18 protein-coding genes are annotated in these 19,344 nt (G+C 68.2%); 13 read left to right on the forward strand and 5 right to left on the reverse strand.

The window, feature by feature from the left end; all coding sequences use genetic code 11:
• Positions 1-3: 3 nt before the first annotated feature.
• From AWB92_RS09685 to nuoN, 13 genes are read left to right on the forward strand one after another with little or no spacing between them, the layout of a single operon-like run.
• A complete protein-coding gene (locus AWB92_RS09685; protein WP_068102870.1) occupies positions 4-558 on the forward strand; it encodes an NADH-quinone oxidoreductase subunit B in 555 nt (184 codons plus the stop codon).
• Positions 555-1,283, forward strand: coding sequence for an NADH-quinone oxidoreductase subunit C (locus AWB92_RS09690; RefSeq protein ID WP_085185129.1), 729 nt, complete (start codon positions 555-557; stop codon positions 1,281-1,283). Before AWB92_RS09685 ends, AWB92_RS09690 begins: the two co-directional genes overlap by 4 nt.
• Complete coding sequence (gene nuoD / locus AWB92_RS09695) at positions 1,283-2,581, forward strand: NADH dehydrogenase (quinone) subunit D (protein ID WP_068138780.1); 1,299 nt, start codon at positions 1,283-1,285, stop codon at positions 2,579-2,581. The genes AWB92_RS09690 and nuoD overlap by 1 nt, the downstream gene beginning before the upstream one ends.
• Positions 2,578-3,333: an NADH-quinone oxidoreductase subunit NuoE gene (nuoE, locus tag AWB92_RS09700; RefSeq protein ID WP_085185130.1), complete on the forward strand. Its 756-nt coding sequence runs from the start codon at positions 2,578-2,580 to the stop codon at positions 3,331-3,333. The genes nuoD and nuoE overlap by 4 nt, the downstream gene beginning before the upstream one ends.
• Positions 3,330-4,646, forward strand: a complete 1,317-nt coding sequence (gene nuoF, locus AWB92_RS09705; protein WP_085185131.1) for an NADH-quinone oxidoreductase subunit NuoF — start codon at positions 3,330-3,332, stop codon at positions 4,644-4,646. Before nuoE ends, nuoF begins: the two co-directional genes overlap by 4 nt.
• A 59-nt stretch (positions 4,647-4,705) precedes the next feature.
• Positions 4,706-7,126 (forward strand): NADH-quinone oxidoreductase subunit G, encoded by a 2,421-nt coding sequence (locus AWB92_RS09710; protein WP_085185132.1) that lies wholly within the window; start codon positions 4,706-4,708, stop codon positions 7,124-7,126.
• An 8-nt stretch (positions 7,127-7,134) separates the two neighbouring features.
• Entirely contained in the window at positions 7,135-8,394 is a 1,260-nt protein-coding gene (gene nuoH, locus AWB92_RS09715; RefSeq protein WP_173817392.1) for an NADH-quinone oxidoreductase subunit NuoH, read from the forward strand.
• Complete coding sequence (gene nuoI / locus AWB92_RS09720; protein ID WP_085185134.1) at positions 8,387-8,932, forward strand: NADH-quinone oxidoreductase subunit NuoI; 546 nt, start codon at positions 8,387-8,389, stop codon at positions 8,930-8,932. Before nuoH ends, nuoI begins: the two co-directional genes overlap by 8 nt.
• Positions 8,929-9,729: an NADH-quinone oxidoreductase subunit J gene (locus AWB92_RS09725; protein ID WP_085185135.1), complete on the forward strand. Its 801-nt coding sequence runs from the start codon at positions 8,929-8,931 to the stop codon at positions 9,727-9,729. Before nuoI ends, AWB92_RS09725 begins: the two co-directional genes overlap by 4 nt.
• Entirely contained in the window at positions 9,726-10,025 is a 300-nt protein-coding gene (nuoK, locus tag AWB92_RS09730; protein WP_007168303.1) for an NADH-quinone oxidoreductase subunit NuoK, read from the forward strand. The genes AWB92_RS09725 and nuoK overlap by 4 nt, the downstream gene beginning before the upstream one ends.
• A 12-nt stretch (positions 10,026-10,037) precedes the next feature.
• Complete coding sequence (gene nuoL / locus AWB92_RS09735) at positions 10,038-11,924, forward strand: NADH-quinone oxidoreductase subunit L (protein WP_085185136.1); 1,887 nt, start codon at positions 10,038-10,040, stop codon at positions 11,922-11,924.
• A complete protein-coding gene (locus tag AWB92_RS09740; protein ID WP_085185178.1) occupies positions 11,921-13,507 on the forward strand; it encodes an NADH-quinone oxidoreductase subunit M in 1,587 nt (528 codons plus the stop codon). The genes nuoL and AWB92_RS09740 overlap by 4 nt, the downstream gene beginning before the upstream one ends.
• Complete coding sequence (nuoN, locus tag AWB92_RS09745; protein ID WP_085185137.1) at positions 13,504-15,099, forward strand: NADH-quinone oxidoreductase subunit NuoN; 1,596 nt, start codon at positions 13,504-13,506, stop codon at positions 15,097-15,099. The genes AWB92_RS09740 and nuoN overlap by 4 nt, the downstream gene beginning before the upstream one ends.
• A gap of 12 nt (positions 15,100-15,111) precedes the next feature.
• Here nuoN and AWB92_RS09750 read toward each other — a convergent pair whose 3' ends face one another.
• The 5 genes from AWB92_RS09750 to AWB92_RS09770 are packed head-to-tail and all read right to left on the reverse strand — an operon-like array spanning position 15,112 to position 19,223.
• Positions 15,112-15,561: a hypothetical protein gene (locus AWB92_RS09750; RefSeq protein ID WP_085185138.1), complete on the reverse strand. Its 450-nt coding sequence runs from the start codon at positions 15,559-15,561 to the stop codon at positions 15,112-15,114.
• Positions 15,558-16,817 (reverse strand): DUF58 domain-containing protein, encoded by a 1,260-nt coding sequence (locus AWB92_RS09755; protein WP_085185139.1) that lies wholly within the window; start codon positions 16,815-16,817, stop codon positions 15,558-15,560. The genes AWB92_RS09750 and AWB92_RS09755 overlap by 4 nt, the downstream gene beginning before the upstream one ends.
• Before the next feature lie 5 nt (positions 16,818-16,822).
• Positions 16,823-17,791, reverse strand: coding sequence for a MoxR family ATPase (locus AWB92_RS09760; protein ID WP_085185140.1), 969 nt, complete (start codon positions 17,789-17,791; stop codon positions 16,823-16,825).
• Positions 17,788-18,270, reverse strand: a complete 483-nt coding sequence (locus tag AWB92_RS09765) for a hypothetical protein (RefSeq protein ID WP_085185141.1) — start codon at positions 18,268-18,270, stop codon at positions 17,788-17,790. Before AWB92_RS09765 ends, AWB92_RS09760 begins: the two co-directional genes overlap by 4 nt.
• Complete coding sequence (locus tag AWB92_RS09770; protein ID WP_173817388.1) at positions 18,267-19,223, reverse strand: DUF4129 domain-containing protein; 957 nt, start codon at positions 19,221-19,223, stop codon at positions 18,267-18,269. The genes AWB92_RS09765 and AWB92_RS09770 overlap by 4 nt, the downstream gene beginning before the upstream one ends.
• Between the last annotated feature and the right edge of the window lie 121 nt (positions 19,224-19,344).

The raw sequence follows: 19,344 nt of genomic DNA on the forward strand, positions 1-19,344 counted from the left end.
AGAGTGGGCCTGGAAGAACAGCTGCCCGGTGGCATCCTGCTGTCCACCGTCGAGAAGGTGGCCGGCTACGTCCGCAAGAACTCGCTGTGGCCGGCGACGTTCGGGCTGGCGTGCTGCGCGATCGAGATGATGGCAACCGCCGGACCGAGGTTCGACATCGCGCGCTTCGGCATGGAACGATTCTCGGCGACGCCGCGGCAGGCCGACCTGATGATCGTGGCCGGGCGGGTCAGCCAGAAGATGGCCCCGGTGCTGCGCCAGATCTACGACCAGATGGGCGAGCCGAAATGGGTGCTGGCCATGGGCGTGTGCGCGTCGTCGGGCGGAATGTTCAACAACTACTCGATCGTGCAGGGCGTCGACCACGTCGTCCCGGTCGACATCTACCTGCCCGGCTGCCCGCCCCGCCCGGAGATGCTGCTCCACGCAATCCTGAAGCTGCACGAGAAGATTCAGCAGATGCCGCTGGGAGTCAACCGCGAAGAGGCCATCGCCGAAGCCGAACAGGCCGCGCTGGCGGCCACGCCCACGATCGAAATGCGCGGACTGCTGCGATGAGCTCTCCCGACCACGACCCGACGGTAGCGGCCAGCGAAGTGGGGGGCGCCGTCCCTACCGCCGACGAAGAAGTGATCGACGTTCGTCGCGGCATGTTCGGGGTCCGCGGCACCGGCGACACCTCCGGTTACGGACGGCTGGTGCGCGAGATCACGCTGCCGGGCAGCAGCCCCCGGCCCTACGGCGGTTACTTCGACGACATCGCCGACAAGCTGGCGGAAGCGCTGGGCCGCAACGGCATCGAATTCGACGACGCGATCGAGAAGGTCGTGGTCGACCGCGACGAGCTGACCCTGCACGTGCGCCGCGATCTGCTGCCGCAGGTCGCCCAGCGACTGCGCGACGAACCCGACCTGCGGTTCGAGATGTGCCTGGGCGTCAACGGGGTGCACTACCCGCACGAGACGGGCCGGGAGCTGCACGCGGTCTACCCACTGCAGTCGATCACCCACAACCGTCGGCTGCGGCTGGAAGTGGCTGCGCCGGACAGTGATCCGCACATCCCGTCGCTGTACGGGGTCTACCCCACCAACGACTGGCACGAGCGCGAAACTTACGACTTCTTCGGGATCATCTTCGACGGCCACCCGTCGCTCACCAGGATCGAGATGCCCGACGACTGGCACGGGCACCCGCAACGCAAGGACTATCCGCTGGGCGGCATCCCGGTCGAGTACAAGGGCGCACAGATACCGCCGCCCGACGAACGCAGGGGTTACAACTAATGACTCAAGCTGAAACGGTTCTGGTCGCCGGCGGTCAGGACTGGGACCAGATCGTCGACGCCGCCCGCAACGCCGACCCCGGTGAACGCATCGTCGTCAACATGGGCCCCCAGCACCCGTCCACGCACGGCGTGCTGCGGCTGATCCTCGAGATCGAGGGCGAGACCGTCACGCAGGCCCGCTGCGGAATCGGCTACCTGCACACCGGGATCGAGAAGAACCTCGAATACCGCTACTGGACCCAGGGCGTCACCTTCGTTACCCGGATGGACTACCTGTCACCGTTTTTCAACGAGACCGCCTACTGCCTGGGCGTGGAGAAGCTGCTCGGCATCACCGACGAGATACCGGAGCGGGTCAACGTCATCCGGGTGATGATGATGGAGCTCAACCGGATCTCGTCGCACCTGGTCGCGTTGGCCACCGGCGGCATGGAACTGGGCGCGATGACCCCGATGTTCGTCGGCTTCCGCGGGCGCGAGATCGTGCTGAAGCTGTTCGAATCGATCACCGGGCTGCGAATGAACAGTGCCTACATCCGACCTGGCGGGGTCGCGCAGGACCTGCCGCCCAACGCGGAAACCGAGATCGCCGAGGCCCTCAAGGAGTTGAAGCAGCCGCTGCGCGAAATGGGCGAGCTGCTCAACGAAAACGCCATCTGGAAAGCGCGGACCGAGGGCGTGGGCTACCTGGACCTGACAGGCTGCATGGCGCTGGGCATCACCGGCCCCATTCTGCGTTCCACCGGGCTGCCGCACGACCTGCGCAAGAGCGAACCCTACTGCGGCTACGAGAACTACGAGTTCGACGTGATCACCGACGACGGTTGTGATGCGTACGGGCGCTACATCATTCGCGTCAAGGAGATGTGGGAGTCGATCAAGATCGTGGAGCAGTGTCTGGACAAGTTGCGGCCGGGCCCGACGATGGTCGAGAACCGCAAGATTGCCTGGCCCGCCGACCTCAAGGTGGGGCCCGACGGCATGGGCAACTCGCCCGAGCACATCGCGAAGATCATGGGCAGCTCGATGGAGGCGCTGATCCACCACTTCAAGCTGGTCACCGAGGGCATTCGCGTTCCGGCCGGCCAGGTTTACGTCGCGGTGGAATCGCCCCGCGGCGAGCTCGGCGTGCACATGGTCAGCGACGGCGGCACCCGGCCCTACCGGGTGCACTACCGGGACCCGTCCTTCACCAACCTGCAGTCCGTCGCCGCGATGTGCGAGGGCGGGATGGTCGCGGACCTGATCGCCGCGGTCGCCAGCATCGACCCGGTGATGGGCGGGGTGGACCGATGACCGGGCCGCAGGGTCAGCCGGTGTTCATCCGGCTCGGACCGCCGCCCGAGGAACCCAACGCGTTCGTGACCGAGGGTGCGCCGCAGTCGTATTCGCCCGAGGTGCGGGCCCGCCTCGAGGTCGACGCCAAGGAGATCATCGGCCGCTACCCCAACAAGCGCTCCGCGTTGTTGCCGCTGCTGCACCTGGTCCAAGCCGAGGATTCCTACCTGACACCGGCGGGACTCGAATTCTGCGGCGAGCAAATCGGATTGACCGGTGCCGAGGTGTCGGCGGTCGGCAGCTTCTACACGATGTACCGCCGCGGCCCCACCGGCGATTACCTGGTCGGCGTCTGCACCAACACGCTGTGTGCGGTCATGGGCGGCGACGCGGTATTCGAGGCGCTCAAAGAACATCTCGGCATCGGCAATGACGAGACCACCGACGACGGCTCGGTCACGTTGCAACACATCGAATGCAACGCGGCGTGCGACTTCGCCCCGGTGGTGATGGTCAACTGGGAGTTCTACGACAACCAGACGCCGGAGTCGGCACGCGAACTCGTCGACTCGTTGCGGTCCGGAAATCCCAAGGCTCCCACCCGCGGTGCGCTGTGCAAGTTCCGCGAAACCTCGCGCATCCTGGCCGGCCTGCCCGACGAGCGCCCCGACGAAGGCCAGGGCGGCGCCGGTGCAGCCACGTTGGCCGGGCTGCAGGTGGCGAAGGAGAAGGGCATGGAAGCCCCGCCGGCTCCCGGAGGCGAGTCATGACCACCCCGCTGACCCCGGTCATCAGCAGCTACTGGGACGACCCGAAGTCGTTCACGCTGGAGACCTACCAGCGCCACGACGGTTACCAGGCGCTGAAGAAGGCCCTGAAGATGGAGCCCGACGCGGTGATTGGGGCGGTGAAGGACTCGGGCCTGCGAGGTCGCGGCGGCGCCGGCTTCTCGACCGGAACGAAGTGGTCGTTCATCCCGCAGGGCGACTCGGGTCCGGCCGCCAAGCCGCACTACCTGGTGGTCAACGCCGACGAATCCGAACCCGGAACGTGCAAAGACATTCCGCTGATGCTTGCGACGCCCCACCTGCTGGTGGAGGGCGCCATCATCGCCTCCTACGCGATCCGGGCCAGCCATGCCTTCATCTACGTGCGCGGCGAAGTGGTGCCGGTGATACGCCGGCTGCAGAACGCGGTCGCCGAGGCTTACGCTGCAGGCTTTTTGGGCCGCGACATCGAAGGATCCGGCTACGACCTGGAGCTGGTGGTGCACGCCGGTGCGGGCGCATACATCTGCGGCGAGGAAACCGCGCTGCTGGAGGGTCTGGAGGGCCGGCGCGGCCAGCCCCGCCTGCGGCCGCCGTTCCCCGCCGTGGCCGGGCTTTACGGTTGCCCCACGGTGATCAACAACGTCGAGACGATCGCCAGCGTGCCGCCGATCATTCTCAACGGCGTCGAATGGTTCCGATCGATGGGCAGCGAGAAATCGCCTGGCTTCACGCTGTATTCACTGTCCGGGCATGTCACCCGCCCCGGCCAATACGAGGCCCCGCTCGGCATCACGCTGCGCGAATTGCTCGACTACGCCGGCGGGGTCCGCGCCGGGCATCGCCTGAAGTTCTGGACCCCGGGCGGGTCCTCGACGCCGCTGCTCACCGACGAACATCTGGACGTGCCACTGGATTACGAGGGCGTCGGTGCCGCTGGCTCGATGCTGGGCACCAAGGCGCTGGAGATCTTCGACGAGACCACCTGCGTGGTGCGCGCCGTGCAGCGCTGGACGTACTTCTACAAGCACGAATCGTGCGGGAAGTGCACCCCCTGTCGTGAGGGCACGTTCTGGCTGGACCAGATCTACAACCGGCTCGAGACCGGCAAGGGCACTCACGAGGATCTCGACAAGTTGCTCGACATCTCCGACGCGATCCTCGGAAAGTCGTTCTGCGCGTTGGGCGATGGGGCCGCCAGCCCGGTGATGTCGTCGATCAAGTACTTCCGCGACGAATACGTCGCCCACGTCGAAGGAGGCGGCTGCCCGTTCGACCCGCGCGACTCGGTGCTGACCGCGAACGGAAAGGCGTGACGTCGTATGACACGCGCAGTCGACGATGTAGAGCGAAGCGATGAGGAGGAGCGGCGCTCATGACTAGTGCGGCCAAGACCCAGACCGGTGACGGCGAGGCGACGCCGCCGGACATGGTGACATTGACCATCGACGGCAACCAGATCTCGGTTCCCAAGGGAACTCTGGTGATCCGCGCGGCCGAGCTGATGGGCGTCCAGATTCCGCGGTTCTGTGACCACCCGCTGCTGGACCCGGTCGGCGCGTGCCGGCAGTGCATGGTCGAGGTCGAGGGACAACGCAAGCCGATGGCGTCGTGCACCATCGTGTGCACCGACGACATGGTGGTGCGCACCCAGCTGACCTCCGAGGCCGCGGACAAGGCCCAGCACGGCGTGATGGAACTGCTGTTGATCAACCACCCGCTGGACTGCCCGATGTGCGACAAGGGCGGCGAATGCCCGCTGCAGAACCAGGCAATGTCCAACGGGCGGGCCGATTCCCGCTTCACCGACGTCAAGCGCACCTTCGCCAAGCCGATCAACATCTCGTCGCAGGTGCTGCTGGATCGCGAGCGCTGCATCCTGTGCGCCCGCTGCACGCGGTTCTCCGAGCAGATCGCCGGTGACCCCTTCATCGACATGCAGGAGCGCGGCGCCCTGCAGCAGGTCGGCATCTACGCCAACGAGCCGTTCGATTCGTACTTTTCGGGCAATTCGGTGCAGATCTGCCCGGTGGGCGCGCTCACCGGGACCGCGTACCGCTTCCGGGCCCGCCCCTTCGACCTGGTCTCCAGCCCGAGCGTCTGCGAGCACTGCGCCTCGGGCTGCGCGCAGCGCACCGACCACCGCCGCGGCAAGGTGCTGCGCCGGCTGGCCGGCGACGACCCCGAGGTCAACGAGGAGTGGAACTGCGACAAGGGGCGGTGGGCGTTCAACTATGCCACCCAGCAGGACGTCATCACCACTCCCCTGCTGCGGGACGCCGACGGGACGCTGCAGCCGGTGTCGTGGTCGCACGCGATCGCGGCGGCGACCGAGGGGCTCGAGGCCGCCCGCGGGCGCACCGGCGTGCTGGTCGGTGGCCGGGTGACCTGGGAAGACGCCTACGCGTACAGCAAGTTCGCCCGAATCACGTTGGACACCAACGACATCGACTTCCGCGCCCGCCCGCACTCCGCGGAGGAGGCCGACTTCCTGGCCGCCCGCGTCGCGGGCCGGCCGGTGACCGTGAGCTACTCCGACCTGGAGTCGGCGCCCGTGGTGGTGCTGGTCGGCTTCGAGCCGGAGGACGAGTCGCCCATCGTGTTCCTGCGGCTGCGCAAGGCCGCCCGCAAGCACGGGTTGCCGGTGTACGCGGTCGCGCCGTTCGCCACCCGGGCGCTGACGAAGCTGTCGGGCCGGTTGGTCAAGACCGTTCCCGGCGCCGAAGCCGCCGCGCTGGACGGGCTGGCCACCGGCGAGGCCGGTGAACTGCTCGCGAAACCGGGCGCGGTCATCATGGTCGGCGAGCGCCTGGCCACCGTCCCCGGCGGACTGTCCGCCGCGGCGCGCCTGGCCGACGCCACCGGCGCCCGGCTGGCGTGGGTGCCGCGCCGCGCCGGCGAGCGCGGCGCGCTGGAAGCCGGCGCGCTCCCGACGCTGCTGCCGGGCGGCCGCCCGGTCGCCGACGACTCCGCCCGCGCCCAGGTCGCCGCGGCGTGGAACGTCGACGAATTGCCTTCCGCGCCTGGGCGGGACGCCGACGGCATCCTGGCCGCCGCCACCGATGGGTCCCTGGGGGCGCTGCTGGTCGGCGGCATCGAACCCAACGACTTCGCCGACCCGGAGGCGGTGCTGGCCGCGCTGGACGCCGCCGGCTTCGTCGTCAGCCTCGAGCTGCGGCACAGCCCCGTCACCGAGCGCGCCGACGTGGTGTTCCCGATCGCGCCGACGACGCAGAAGTCCGGCGCCTTCGTCAACTGGGAGGGCCGCTACCGGGCGTTCGCGCCCGCGATGCGCGGCACCTCCGGGGAGGCCGGCCAGTCCGACCACAAGGTGCTCGACACGCTGGCCGACGAGATGGGGATCTACCTGAACACCGGCACCGTCGAGTCGGCCCGCGAGGAACTCGCCGCCCTCGGCACCTGGGACGGCGGACACGCCGCCGACCCGCAGGTCGCGGCGCCGGAACCGGCCACCCCCGAGCAAGGACAGGCGGTGCTGGCCGGATGGCGGTTGCTGCTCGACGAGGGCCGAATGCAGGACGGCGAACCGCATTTGGCGGGCACCGCGCGCAAGCCCGTCGTCCGGCTGTCGGCCGAGACCGCCGCCGAGATCGGCGCCGCCGACGGTGACAACGTCACGGTCAGCACGCCGCGCGGCTCGATCATGCTGCCGCTGGCCATCACCGACATGCCCGACCGGGTGGTGTGGCTTCCGCTGAACTCGCCGGGTTCGGCGGTGCACCGGAAATTGGGCGTAACCCTGGGCAGCATCGTCACGATCGGAGCGGGAACATGACCGTCCCCTTGTCCGCCTTCGGACACGATCCCTGGTGGTTGGTGCTCGGCAAGGCGCTGGCCATCTTCGTCTTCCTCATGCTCAACGTGCTGGTCGCGATCCTGCTCGAACGCAAGATCCTCGGCTGGATGCAGCTGCGGCCCGGCCCCAACCGGGCGGGGCCATGGGGCGCGCTGCAGAGCCTGGCCGACGGGATCAAGTTGGCGCTGAAGGAGAGCATTTCGCCCGGCGGCATCGACAAGTTCGTGTACTTTGCGGCGCCGGTCATTTCGACGATTCCGGCGTTCACCGCGTTCGCGTTCATCCCCTTTGGTCCGGTGGTGAGCGTGTTCGGCCATCGAACGCCGTTGCAGCTGACCGATCTTCCGGTCGCGGTGCTGTTCATCCTGGGTCTGTCGGCGATCGGGGTGTACGGCATCGTGTTGGGCGGCTGGGCGTCCGGGTCCACCTACCCGCTGCTGGGTGGGGTGCGCTCCACCGCGCAGGTCATCTCCTACGAGGTGGCGATGGGGTTGTCGTTCGCGGCGGTGTTCCTCTACGCCGGCTCCATGTCGACGTCGCAGATCGTCGGCGCACAGGACCGGGTGTGGTATGTCTTCCTGCTTTTGCCGTCCTTCGTGATCTACCTCATCTCGATGGTCGGTGAAACCAACAGGGCGCCATTCGATTTGCCCGAGGCCGAGGGTGAGCTGGTCGCGGGATTCCACACTGAGTACTCGTCGCTGAAGTTCGCGATGTTCATGCTGGCCGAGTACGTCAACATGATGACGGTCTCGTCGCTCGCCACCGCCATGTTCTTCGGCGGCTGGCATGCGCCTTGGCCGCTGAACATGTGGGCGGGCGCCAACACCGGCTGGTGGCCGGTGCTCTGGTTCACCGCCAAGATGTGGACCTTCCTGTTCATCTACTTCTGGCTGCGGGCCAGCCTGCCGCGGCTGCGCTACGACCAGTTCATGGCGCTGGGCTGGAAGCTGCTGATCCCGGCCTCGTTGGTGTGGGTGTTGATCGCCGCGGTGATCCGCACCGCGCGCAACCAGGGCTACGCGCATTGGACGCCGATCCTGGTGGTCAGCAGTTTGGTCTTCGCCGCGGTGCTGGTGCTGCTGTTGCGAAAACCGTTCAGCACGCCGACCATTCGCGCGATGGAACGCGAGCTGCGCCGCGAGGGCGGGGAAATCCCAGCCGCCCAGGCCACCGAGCCGGCCTTCCCAACACCGCCGCTGCCGGCGCAGAAGGTCGGCGCGAGCAAGGAGAAAGCACGTGCCTAAATTCTTCGACGCCGTAGCAGGATTCGGCGTGACCTTTGCGTCGATGTTCAAAAAGACCGTCACCGAGGAGTATCCAGAGAAGCCGGGCCCGGTGGCACCGCGCTACCACGGGCGCCACCAACTCAACCGGTATCCCGACGGGCTGGAGAAGTGCATCGGGTGCGAGCTGTGCGCCTGGGCGTGTCCCGCCGACGCGATCTACGTCGAAGGCGCCGACAACACCGAGGAGCTGAGGTATTCACCCGGGGAACGCTACGGCCGGGTCTACCAGATCAACTATCTGCGCTGCATCGGCTGCGGCCTGTGCATCGAGGCCTGCCCGACCAGGGCGCTGACCATGACCAACGACTACGAGATGGCCGACGACAACCGCGCCGACCTGATCTACGAGAAGGACCGGCTGCTCGCCCCCCTCCTCCCCGACATGACCGCGCCGCCGCACCCGAGGGCGCCCGGCGCCACCGACAAGGACTACTACCAGGGCAACGTAACCGCCGAGGGATTGCGGGAGCGCGAGAACGCGGGAGACACCCGATGATCGCTGTGCTCGCCTCAACCCCGCTCGCCTCGGAGACCATCGTTCGCACCTCCACCGGCGAGGCGGTCACGTTCTGGGTGCTCGGCGCGGTGGCGCTGATCGGCGCGCTCGGGGTGGTGCTCGCCGTCAACGCCGTGTACTCGGCGATGTTCCTGGCGATGACCATGATCATCCTGGCGGTGTTCTACATGATCCAGGACGCGCTGTTCTTGGGTGTCGTTCAGGTGGTCGTCTACACCGGTGCCGTGATGATGCTGTTCCTGTTCGTCCTGATGCTTATCGGCGTCGACTCCGCGGAATCGCTGAAGGAGACGCTGCGCGGCCAGCGCGTGGCCGCGGTGGTGACCGGCCTCGGGTTCGGGATCCTGCTGCTGGCCGGCATGGGCAACGTGGCGACCGGAGGGTTTCTCGGGCTCACCACCGCCAATTCCGCCGGCAACGTGGAAGGCCTGGCCGCGCTGATCTTTTCGCGTTACCTGTGGGCCTTCGAGCTGACCAGCGCCCTGCTGATCACCGCGGCGGTCGGCGCGATGGTGCTGGCGCACCGGGAACGTTTCGAGCGGCGCAAGACCCAGCGGGAGCTTTCCGAAGAACGCTTCCGGGCCGGCGGGCGCCCCACCCCGCTGCCCAACCCGGGCGTCTACGCGCGCCAGAACGCGGTCGACGTCGCCGCGCTGCTGCCCGACGGCTCGTACTCGGAGTTGTCGGTGTCCCCCATCCTGCGGATCCGCGGCGCCGACGGCGGAGACGTCGCAGCGACGCGCTCCACCGAAGCCGTCAAGGGCGGTGCGTCGTGAATCCGGCCAACTACCTTTACCTTTCGGCGCTGCTGTTCACCATCGGGGCTTCGGGGGTGCTGTTGCGCCGCAACGCCATCGTGATGTTCATGTGCGTGGAACTGATGCTCAACGCCGTCAACCTGGCGTTCGTCACGTTCGCGCGAATGCACGGCCACCTCGACGGACAGATGATCGCGTTCTTCACGATGGTGGTGGCCGCGTGCGAGGTCGTCGTCGGCCTGGCCATCATCATGACGATTTTCCGTGCCCGCAAATCCGCTTCCGTCGACGACGCGAACCTACTCAAAGGCTAAAAGAACGCCGAGATGACTGACTACACCTGGCTGCTGGTGGCGCTGCCGTTGGCGGGTGCCGCGATCTTGTTGTTCGGGGGCAGGCTCACCGACGCGTGGGGCCACCTGCTGGGTTGCGCCACCGCGCTTGCGGCGTTCGGGGTCGGCGCGACGCTGCTCGCCGACATGCTCGGCCGCGGCGAGGCCGACCGCACCATCCACCAGAAGCTGTTCACCTGGATCCCCGTCGGGCAACTCCAGGTAGACCTCGGGCTGCAGATCGACCAGCTGTCGATGTGCTTCGTGCTGCTGATCACCGGGGTGGGATCGCTGATCCACATCTACTCGGTCGGATACATGGCCGAAGACCCCGATCGCCGAAGGTTTTTCGGCTACCTCAACCTGTTCCTGGCCTCGATGCTGCTGCTGGTGGTCGCCGACAACTACCTGGTGCTCTACGTCGGCTGGGAGGGCGTCGGCCTGGCCTCCTACCTGCTCATCGGTTTCTGGTATCACAAGCCGTCGGCCGCCACCGCGGCCAAGAAGGCGTTCGTCATGAACCGGGTCGGTGACGCCGGGCTGGCGGTGGGAATGTTCTTGATGTTCGGCACCTTCGGCACCCTGTCGTACGCCGGGGTGTTCGCGGGCGCGCCTTCGGCTTCGAGCGGCGCGGTAACCGCGATGGGGTTGCTGTTGCTGCTGGGCGCCTGCGCCAAGTCCGCGCAGGTTCCGCTGCAGGCGTGGCTCGGCGACGCGATGGAAGGCCCGACGCCGGTGTCCGCCCTGATCCACGCGGCCACCATGGTGACCGCCGGCGTGTACCTGATCGTGCGGTCCAATCCGCTCTACAACCTCTCGCCCGGAGCGCAATTGGGCGTGGTCATCGTCGGCGCCGTCACCCTGCTGTTCGGGGCGTTCATCGGCTGCGCCAAGGACGACATCAAGCGCGCCCTGGCGGCGTCGACGATGAGCCAGATCGGCTACATGGTGCTGGCCGCCGGCCTCGGCCCGGCCGGCTACGCCTTCGCGATCATGCACCTGCTCACCCACGGCTTCTTCAAGGCCGGCTTGTTCCTCGGGTCCGGGTCGATCATCCACGCGATGCACGAGGAGCAGAACATGCGCCGCTACGGCGGCCTGCGCAAGGCCCTGCCGGTCACGTTCGCCACATTCGGGCTGGGATACCTGGCGATCATCGGCGTGCCGCCGTTCGCGGGCTTCTTCTCCAAGGACGCCATCATCGAGGCGGCGCTGGCCACCGGCGGCACCCGCGGTTACGTGCTGGGCGGGGCCGCGCTGCTGGGCGCCGGCGTCACCGCGTTCTACATGACCCGGGTCATGCTGATGACCTTCTTCGGTGAAAAGCGTTGGGCCCCAGGCGCCCACCCGCACGAGGCGCCCGCCGTGATGGCGTGGCCGATGATCCTGCTCGCCGTCGGTTCGGTGTTCTCCGGCGGCCTGCTGGCCTGGCGGGGCACCATGCAGCACTGGCTCGAGCCGGTCGTCGGGACCCACGAGGAAGTGACCCACGCCATTCCCGTCTGGGTCAGCACCGCCCTAGCGTTGGGCGTGGTCGCCGTCGGAATCGCGGTTGCCTACCGGATGTACGCCACCGCGCCCATCCCGCGGGTCGCCCCCGTGCGGGTCTCGGCGCTCACGACCGCCGCGCGCGCCGACCTCTACGGCGACGCGCTCAACGAGGAGGTGTTCATGCGCCCCGGCGCGCAGCTGACCGAGGCATTGGTCGAGGTCGACAACGCCGGCGTCGACGGCTCGGTCAACGCCCTGGCCGCGCTCGTGAGCCGGACGTCAAACGGCCTGCGGCGCTTCCAAACCGGCTTCGCCCGCAACTACGCATTGTCGATGCTCGCGGGCGCCGTGCTGGTGGCCGCACTGATCCTGGCGGTGAGGGTGTGGTGAGCGGAAGTTTTCTTAACGACGTACCGTGGCTGAGCGTCCTGTGGCTGCTGCCGCTGGCGGGCTCCCTGCTGATCATCCTGCTGCCCCCGGGGCTGCGGCAGCTCGCCAAGTGGACCGGCCTGGTCGTCGGGGTGCTGACGCTGGCGGTGGCAATCGTCATCACCGTCGGCTTCAAGGCCGGGGGCCCCACCTATCAGTACGTCGAAAGCCACCGGTGGATACCGGCGTTCGGCGCCGGCTACTCGCTCGGCGTGGACGGCATCGCGGTGGTGCTGGTGCTGCTGACCGCGGTGCTGATCCCGCTGCTGCAGGTGGCCGGGTGGAACGACGGCAACAAGGGCACCCCGGCGAATACCCGTAGCGTGCACGCCTACGTCGCGCTCACGCTGGCCATCGAGGCGATGGTGCTGATCTCGGTGGTCGCGCTGGACGTACTGCTGTTCTACGTCTTCTTCGAGGCCATGCTGGTGCCGATGTACTTCCTGATCGGCGGCTTCGGGCAGGGTTCCGGCCGGTCGCGCGCGGCGGTGAAGTTCTTGCTGTACAACCTGTTCGGCGGCCTGATCATGCTGGCGGCGGTCATCGGGCTGTACGTGGTCACCGCGCAGCACGGCTCGGGCACCTTCGACTTCCGTGACATCGTGGCCGGCGTCGCGTCGGGCCGCTACGGCGCCGATCCGGCGGTGTTCAAGGCGCTGTTCCTGGGCTTCATGTTCGCGTTCGCGATCAAGGCGCCGCTGTGGCCGCTGCACCGCTGGCTGCCCGACGCCTGCGTCGAGGCCACCCCGGCGACGGCGGTGCTGATTACGGCCGTGATGGACAAGGTCGGCACCTTCGGCATGCTGCGCTACTGCCTGCAGCTGTTCCCCGACGCCTCAACGTATTTCCGTCCGGCGATCGTGACGCTTGCGATCATCGGCGTGATCTACGGCGCAATCGTGGCGATCGGCCAGACCGACATGATGCGCCTGATCGCCTACACGTCGATCTCGCACTTCGGGTTCATCATCGCCGGCATCTTCGTCATGACCAGCCAGGGGCAGAGCGGGTCGACGCTCTACATGCTCAACCACGGAATCTCCACCGCCGCGGTTTTCCTGATCGCGGGATTCCTGGTGACGCGACGCGGCAGCCGGGCGATCGCCGACTACGGCGGCGTCCAGAAGGTCGCACCGATCCTGGCCGGCACGTTCCTCGTCTCGGCCATGGCCACCCTGTCGCTGCCGGGGCTGGCGCCGTTCGTCAGCGAATTCCTTGTCCTGCTAGGCACTTTCAACCGGTACTGGCTGGCCGGCGCCTTCGGGGTAACCGCCCTGGTGCTCGCGGCCATCTACATGCTGTGGCTCTACCAGCGGATGATGACAGGACCGGTGGCCGAGGGTAGCGACCGGATCACCGACCTGCGGGCGCGCGAATTGGTCGTCGTGGCACCGTTGCTCGCGCTGCTGTTCGTGCTGGGCGTCTATCCCAAGCCGGTGCTCGACATCATCAACCCCGCCGTCGAGAACACCATGACCACCATCGGCCAACATGACCCAGCGCCGAGCGTGCCGCCCCGGACTGCCGAAGGACCGCACCGATGACCCTGCCCACCCCCAGCGTCGAGTACTTCCTGCTCTGCCCGATGCTCATCGTCTTTTCCGTCGCGGTCGTCGGCATCCTCGTCGAGGCCTTCCTGCCCAGGCGGATTCGCTACGCCGCGCAGATGACGCTGGCCCTCGGCGGCCTGATCGCGGCGCTTTTCGCGGACGTGGAAGTCGCCGAGTCGATTCCCGCGTCCGGTCGCACCGCCGTGCTGGGCGCGGTGGCCATCGATCGGCCGACGCTGTACCTGCAGGGCACGGTGCTGCTGGTCGCGGTGCTGGCGGTCATCTTCATCGGCGAGCGGACCCAAGCCAAGGCGGAGAGCAAGGTCGCCGCGCGGGTGGGCGCCGCGCAGGCGCGCTCGGCCGGGCTGGATTCCTTTACGCCGCAGGCATCCGCGGTTCCCAGCGGTGAGGCCGAGCGCGAGGCGGAGCGGGCCGGGGCCGCGCAGACTGAGCTTTTCCCGCTGGTGATGCTGTCGGTCGGCGGCATGATGGTGTTCCCCGCGTCCAACGACCTGTTGACGATGTTCGTCGCGCTGGAAGTCTTGTCGCTGCCTCTGTACCTGATGTGCGGGCTGGCCCGGCATCGCCGCCTGCTGTCCCAGGAAGCGTCGATGAAGTACTTCCTGCTGGGCGCGTTCTCCTCGGCGTTCTTCCTCTACGGCGTCGCGCTGCTCTACGGCGCGACGGGCACGCTGCTGCTGCCCGGGATCCGGGATGCCCTTGCCGCCCATGGCGATAGCTCGATGGCGCTGATCGGCGTCGCGCTGCTGTCGGTCGGCCTGCTGTTCAAGGTGGGCGCCGTCCCGTTCCACTCCTGGATTCCCGACGTCTACCAGGGCGCGCCCACCCCGATCACGGGATTCATGGCGGCGGCCACCAAGGTGGCGGCGTTCGGCGCGCTGTTGCGCGTGGTCTACGTCGCGCTGCCCCCGCTGCACCACGAGTGGCGCCCGGTGCTGTGGGCGATTGCGATCCTGACCATGGCCGTGGGCACCGTGACGGCGGTGAACCAGACCGACGTCAAGCGGATGCTGGCCTATTCTTCGGTCGCGCACGTGGGCTTCATCCTCACCGGCGTGATCGCCGACAACACCGCCGGCCTGTCCGCCACGCTGTTCTATCTGGTCGCCTACAGCTTCAGCACCGTGGGCGCGTTCGCCATCGTGAGCCTGATCCGCAACGCCGACGGCGTCGAAGACGCGAAGATCTCACACTGGGCCGGGCTCGGGCAGCGCTCTCCCATTGTGGGCGTGATGTTTTCGATGTTCCTGTTGGCCTTCGCCGGCATTCCGTTGACGAGCGGATTCGTCAGCAAGCTCGCGGTGTTCAAGGCCGCCGCCCAGGGCGGCGCCGTGCCACTGGTCATCATCGGCGTCGTCGCCAGCGGTGTAGCCGCGTACTTCTACGTGCGCGTCATCGTGTCGATGTTCTTCACCGAAGCGACCGACGAAACCCCGCACGTGGTGGAGCCCGGCATCCTGAGCAAGATCGCGATCGCGGTATGCGCCGCCGTCACAGTGCTTTTGGGGATCTTCCCGCAACAGCTGCTGGATCTGGCCGACCAGGCGGCCCAGCTGCTGCACTAGAAATCTCCCGCGTCAGCTCACGAACGGGCGGGTGGCCAGCACGTAGATCGCCAGCACCCCGACCGGCGCGGCCAGCGGCAACCACGGCAGCTGCAGCGGGAAGGCCGTCGCAACCAGGCCCGCGAACATAAAGCCCACGGCCGCAACGGCGGTCGGCCAGCTCCACATGACGCCGCCGGCGGCCGTCCCGACCGCGTGCCGGCACACCAGATAGGCGACCGCGCACAGCCCGGACCAGGCGGCGAAGACGAGCGAGGGGTCCGACGCCAGGATGGTCGTCACCGACAGCAGCACGGCGACCGTCGCCGCCGGCCGGAAAACCACGGAAACACCCACCGCGACGGCGGCCGCCACGCCCGCGACGACCGCCGGCCCGTGCGAGCCGAACGCGGCCAGCCCCACCATGAGTGCGCCGAAAACCGTTGAGATGCCCAGTGTTGCGGGACGCGCGATCGAGCTCATGCCCGCAGCCGTCCCCGGACGCGATGGCGCCGGTCGGGCAGGACGGCCATCGACTGATCCAAAGTGCTGTCCCCCCGCCACGCCACGATGTCGACGCCGACGGTCGCCATGTCGCGATACATGGCCGAGCGCTGCAGCGCCCACATCCGGTCGATCAGCGGATCCTGCTGGCTTTCGAAGGGCGAGCTGTCGAGGATGTCGACGGCGATCACGACGTGGCCCCGTTTGCGCAGGTCGATCAGGGCCAGCGCGAATTCCGTGTCGAGCAACGTGGAGAACGCGATGACGATCGCGCCCACGGGAACCGCGGCGCGCGGCGCCAGTGTGCCGGTGGTGTTTTCGAATCGGTCGCCGGCGCCGAGGACGGTGTCGAGCACCCGGTAGAACTGGCGCTGTCCGATGTCGGCGCCCAGCCAGCGCGGGCGGTTGCCGCCCAGGGCGACGATCCCTGCGCGATCGCCGTGCCGCAGCGCGGTCTGCACCACCTGCGCGGCGCCGCGCACGACTCGTTCGGTGGCTTCGGTTGCCGGGCCCGCGGGTTGGCGATACGTGTCGATCAGCACCACGACGTCGGCAGCGCGGTCGGTCAATCGCTGGGTCACGTGCAGCTGGCGCCGGCGCGCGCTCACCGGCCAGTTCACCGCCCGCAGCTGGTCGCCGGGCACGTAGGGGCGGATGTCGGCGTACTCGACACCCGGGCCGATGTGGCGGGTCAGGTGGGCACCCAGCCGGTCGAGCAACTCGATCTGCGGGATCGGTGTCGACTGCGGGGGCGTCAGTGGGAACACGATCACGTCGGCGGCGTCGACGGTGCCCGTTCCCGTCAGCAACCCGCCCCGCGCCAGCACCTCGACCCGGGCCCGCACGGGGTAGCGGCCCCAGCGCTGCGCCGTTGCCGCAATGGTTTTCGCGTGCCGGGAATCGTCGTCGAGCGCTTCGAGCTGCATGCCCGCGACGGGCGGCACGGTCAGCTCCACCGCCGCGGGCCCGGAATCGCCCTCCTGGGTAAGCCAGACGCGCACCCGCGCCTGTTCGTTTTCAAAGCATCGCTGCGAATCGGGTGCTCCGTGCACGCGGATCTTCGGCACCGCGGGTTGCCAGCTGATCGAACACAGCACACCCAGCAGCGGCGCGGCGAACGCGAGCAGCTGCCAGCGCGCGCCGATCACCGCGGCGGCCAGCGCAACCCCGGCGCAGGTCGCGATTGAGAGGGTCAATGGCGATGCGCGCCAACGGAACTCGACTTCGGTGCCCATCGGGGTCAACCGTGTCCCCCGCTCGTTCGGGGCACCGGCAAGCGTCGCAGCAATTCCCCGACCACGTCGGCCCCCTGGATCTTGCGGACCCACATCTCCGGCCGCAGGGTGATGCGATGTGCGACGGCCGCGACCGCGAGCGCCTTGACGTCTTCGGGGATCACATAGTCGCGGCCGAGCAACAACGCCCGCGCGCGGGCGAGTTGAACCAGGTCGAGTTCGGCGCGCGGGCTGGCGCCGACGGCGACCTGCGGGTGGTGCCGGGTGGCGGTGGCCAGCGACACCACATAGTGCAGGACGTCCTCGTGCACGGTCACCTGCTCGACCGATTCGCGCATCGCCAGCAGGTCGTGCCCGTCCACCACTTGGTTGACCGTCGGCTCCGCCGAGCCGCGTTCGAGGCGGCGGCGCAGCATCGAGGTCTCGTCGCGCTCGGAAAGGTATCGCAGCTCGAGCCGGATCGCGAACCGGTCCAGCTGCGCCTCGGGCAACGGATATGTGCCCTCGTACTCGATCGGGTTGTCGGTCGCCAGGACGATGAACGGCGTTGGCAGCTTGTGGGTTTCGCCGTCGATGCTCACCTGGCCTTCGGCCATCGCCTCGAGCAGGGCCGCCTGGGTCTTCGGCGGCGTGCGGTTGATCTCGTCGGCGAGCAACAGGTTGGTGAAGATCGGTCCAGACCGGAACGCGAAGTTGCCGGACTGCATGTCGTAGATCGTCGAGCCGAGCAGGTCCGCGGGCAGCAGGTCCGGGGTGAACTGCACCCGGGTGAATCGAAGCCCCAGCGCGGCGGCGAAGGACCGCGCGATCAGCGTCTTGCCGAGGCCGGGCAGGTCCTCGATGAGGACGTGGCCGCGCGCGAGCACCGCGGTCAGGATGAGCGCCAGCGCCGAGCGCTTCCCCACCACCACCCGTTCGATTTCGTCGAGGACAGCCTCGCAGCGTGCGGTGGTGGTCGCGACCGGCAGCGTCATATTTGCTCCAACTTTCGCAGAATCTCCTCCAGCACCCCGCGGCCGGGCCCGGGTTCGCGGTCGCCGGTGCGCGTGACGTTGTTCGGATTGACCCATTCCCACAGTTCCGGGCCGAAAAGCATTCGGCCGCTGGCGTGATACGTCGCGGGGTCCTTGGATTGCTTGTGCCCCGTGGTCATTTCGTAGCGCCGGGCGAGCATGGGCCGCAGATGCCGGTCCCAGTCCGCCCGGGTGGAGTCCGACCGCCGGATCGTCGTCTCGGTGGTGGAAAGCCAGCGGCGCAACGAATCCCCCAGCTCGTCGTAGTCCGGCTCGGCCGCCGGTTCGTTGCCGCGCCCCACGTAACGGCGAACGTTGAGCAGCACCAGGGCCAGGCCGATACCGGAGGCGGCCAACAGGAAGCGGCGGCCGTGCAGCGTCAACGCCAGCAGCTCGATCCCCACGACGAGGCAAACACCAAGCACGATAAGCCTTTTCATACGGGGCTCCGCAACTCGGCCAGGACCAGGCGCAGCACGTCGACCGCCACCTCGCGATCCCCCTCGTTCATCACGTGCGGGGAAAACCGCGCCTCTTCGAACAGGTTGACCAGCCGCTCCGCGTTCTCGGCGTGCAGTGCATGGTGTTCGACGGCCCGAACCAGTACCTCGGTCGGCGTGTCGAAGTCCTGCGGAGCGGCGCCGGGCACGCGGGCGAGCTCGCGTTCCATCGCCGCGTAGCACGCGATGATCGCCTCACGGGGTTCGCGGTTGAGGTCCCCGATCTCGGCCAGCCCGACTTCGGCCGCGCGGGCCAGCGACTCCGACGGCGGCTCCGGTGCCGGCGATTGGATGCGATCGGCGGCCGCCAGGACCGGCCTGGGCGCCCGCCACCGCCGCCGCGCCATGATCAGCGTCCCGGCGACGATCACCAGCATCATCGGGATCGTGCCGGCAAGCAGAACACCGAACATGTCCCCCGAAGTATTGCCCGGGCGCGGCTGGTTCGCCGAGCCGCTGGGGGGGCTCGATGTCCGTGCGGCGGGGACTTGGGTGGGGGCCGACGGATTGGCGTGGTGCGGCACCAGGTAGCGGACCAGCAGGGTCACGATCAGCAGCCAGGCCACGATCAGCACCAGTCCGATCAGCAGCACGCGCCAGCTCGGCCGGCCCTTGCCGGTGCCGAGCAGGTCGGACAGGTCCGCCTGAGCGGGCGCCGGCGCGCGCGGATCCCGCAGCCGCGCGATGACCGCGATCGCCAGCAGCGCGAGCGCCCCGCTCAGGGCCGCGATGACGAAAAGCAGGGCCGCCCGGCCGCCACCCGGCTCGCTATGAGCCGCATGGCCTTGGGCCGGGAAGTACCCGCGCAGCGCGGCGGCGGCAAAGAACAACAGGGCGATCAGGGCGACCACCCGCCCCGTCGGCTTGTCAAAACCGGGCTTCATAACGGGCAAGGGGCACCACCCGACCGGTTGCATACGCGGTTGCGGCTCTGTCTTGGTTCATACTGGCACGTCAAGCGGCCATCCCGCCAGGAACGACGCCGGCGCCGACGCGCGCCCCCGACCGCGGTTG

The sequence above is a fragment of the Mycobacterium sp. IEC1808 genome (assembly GCF_002101935.1).
GTDB lineage: Bacteria > Actinomycetota > Actinomycetes > Mycobacteriales > Mycobacteriaceae > Mycobacterium.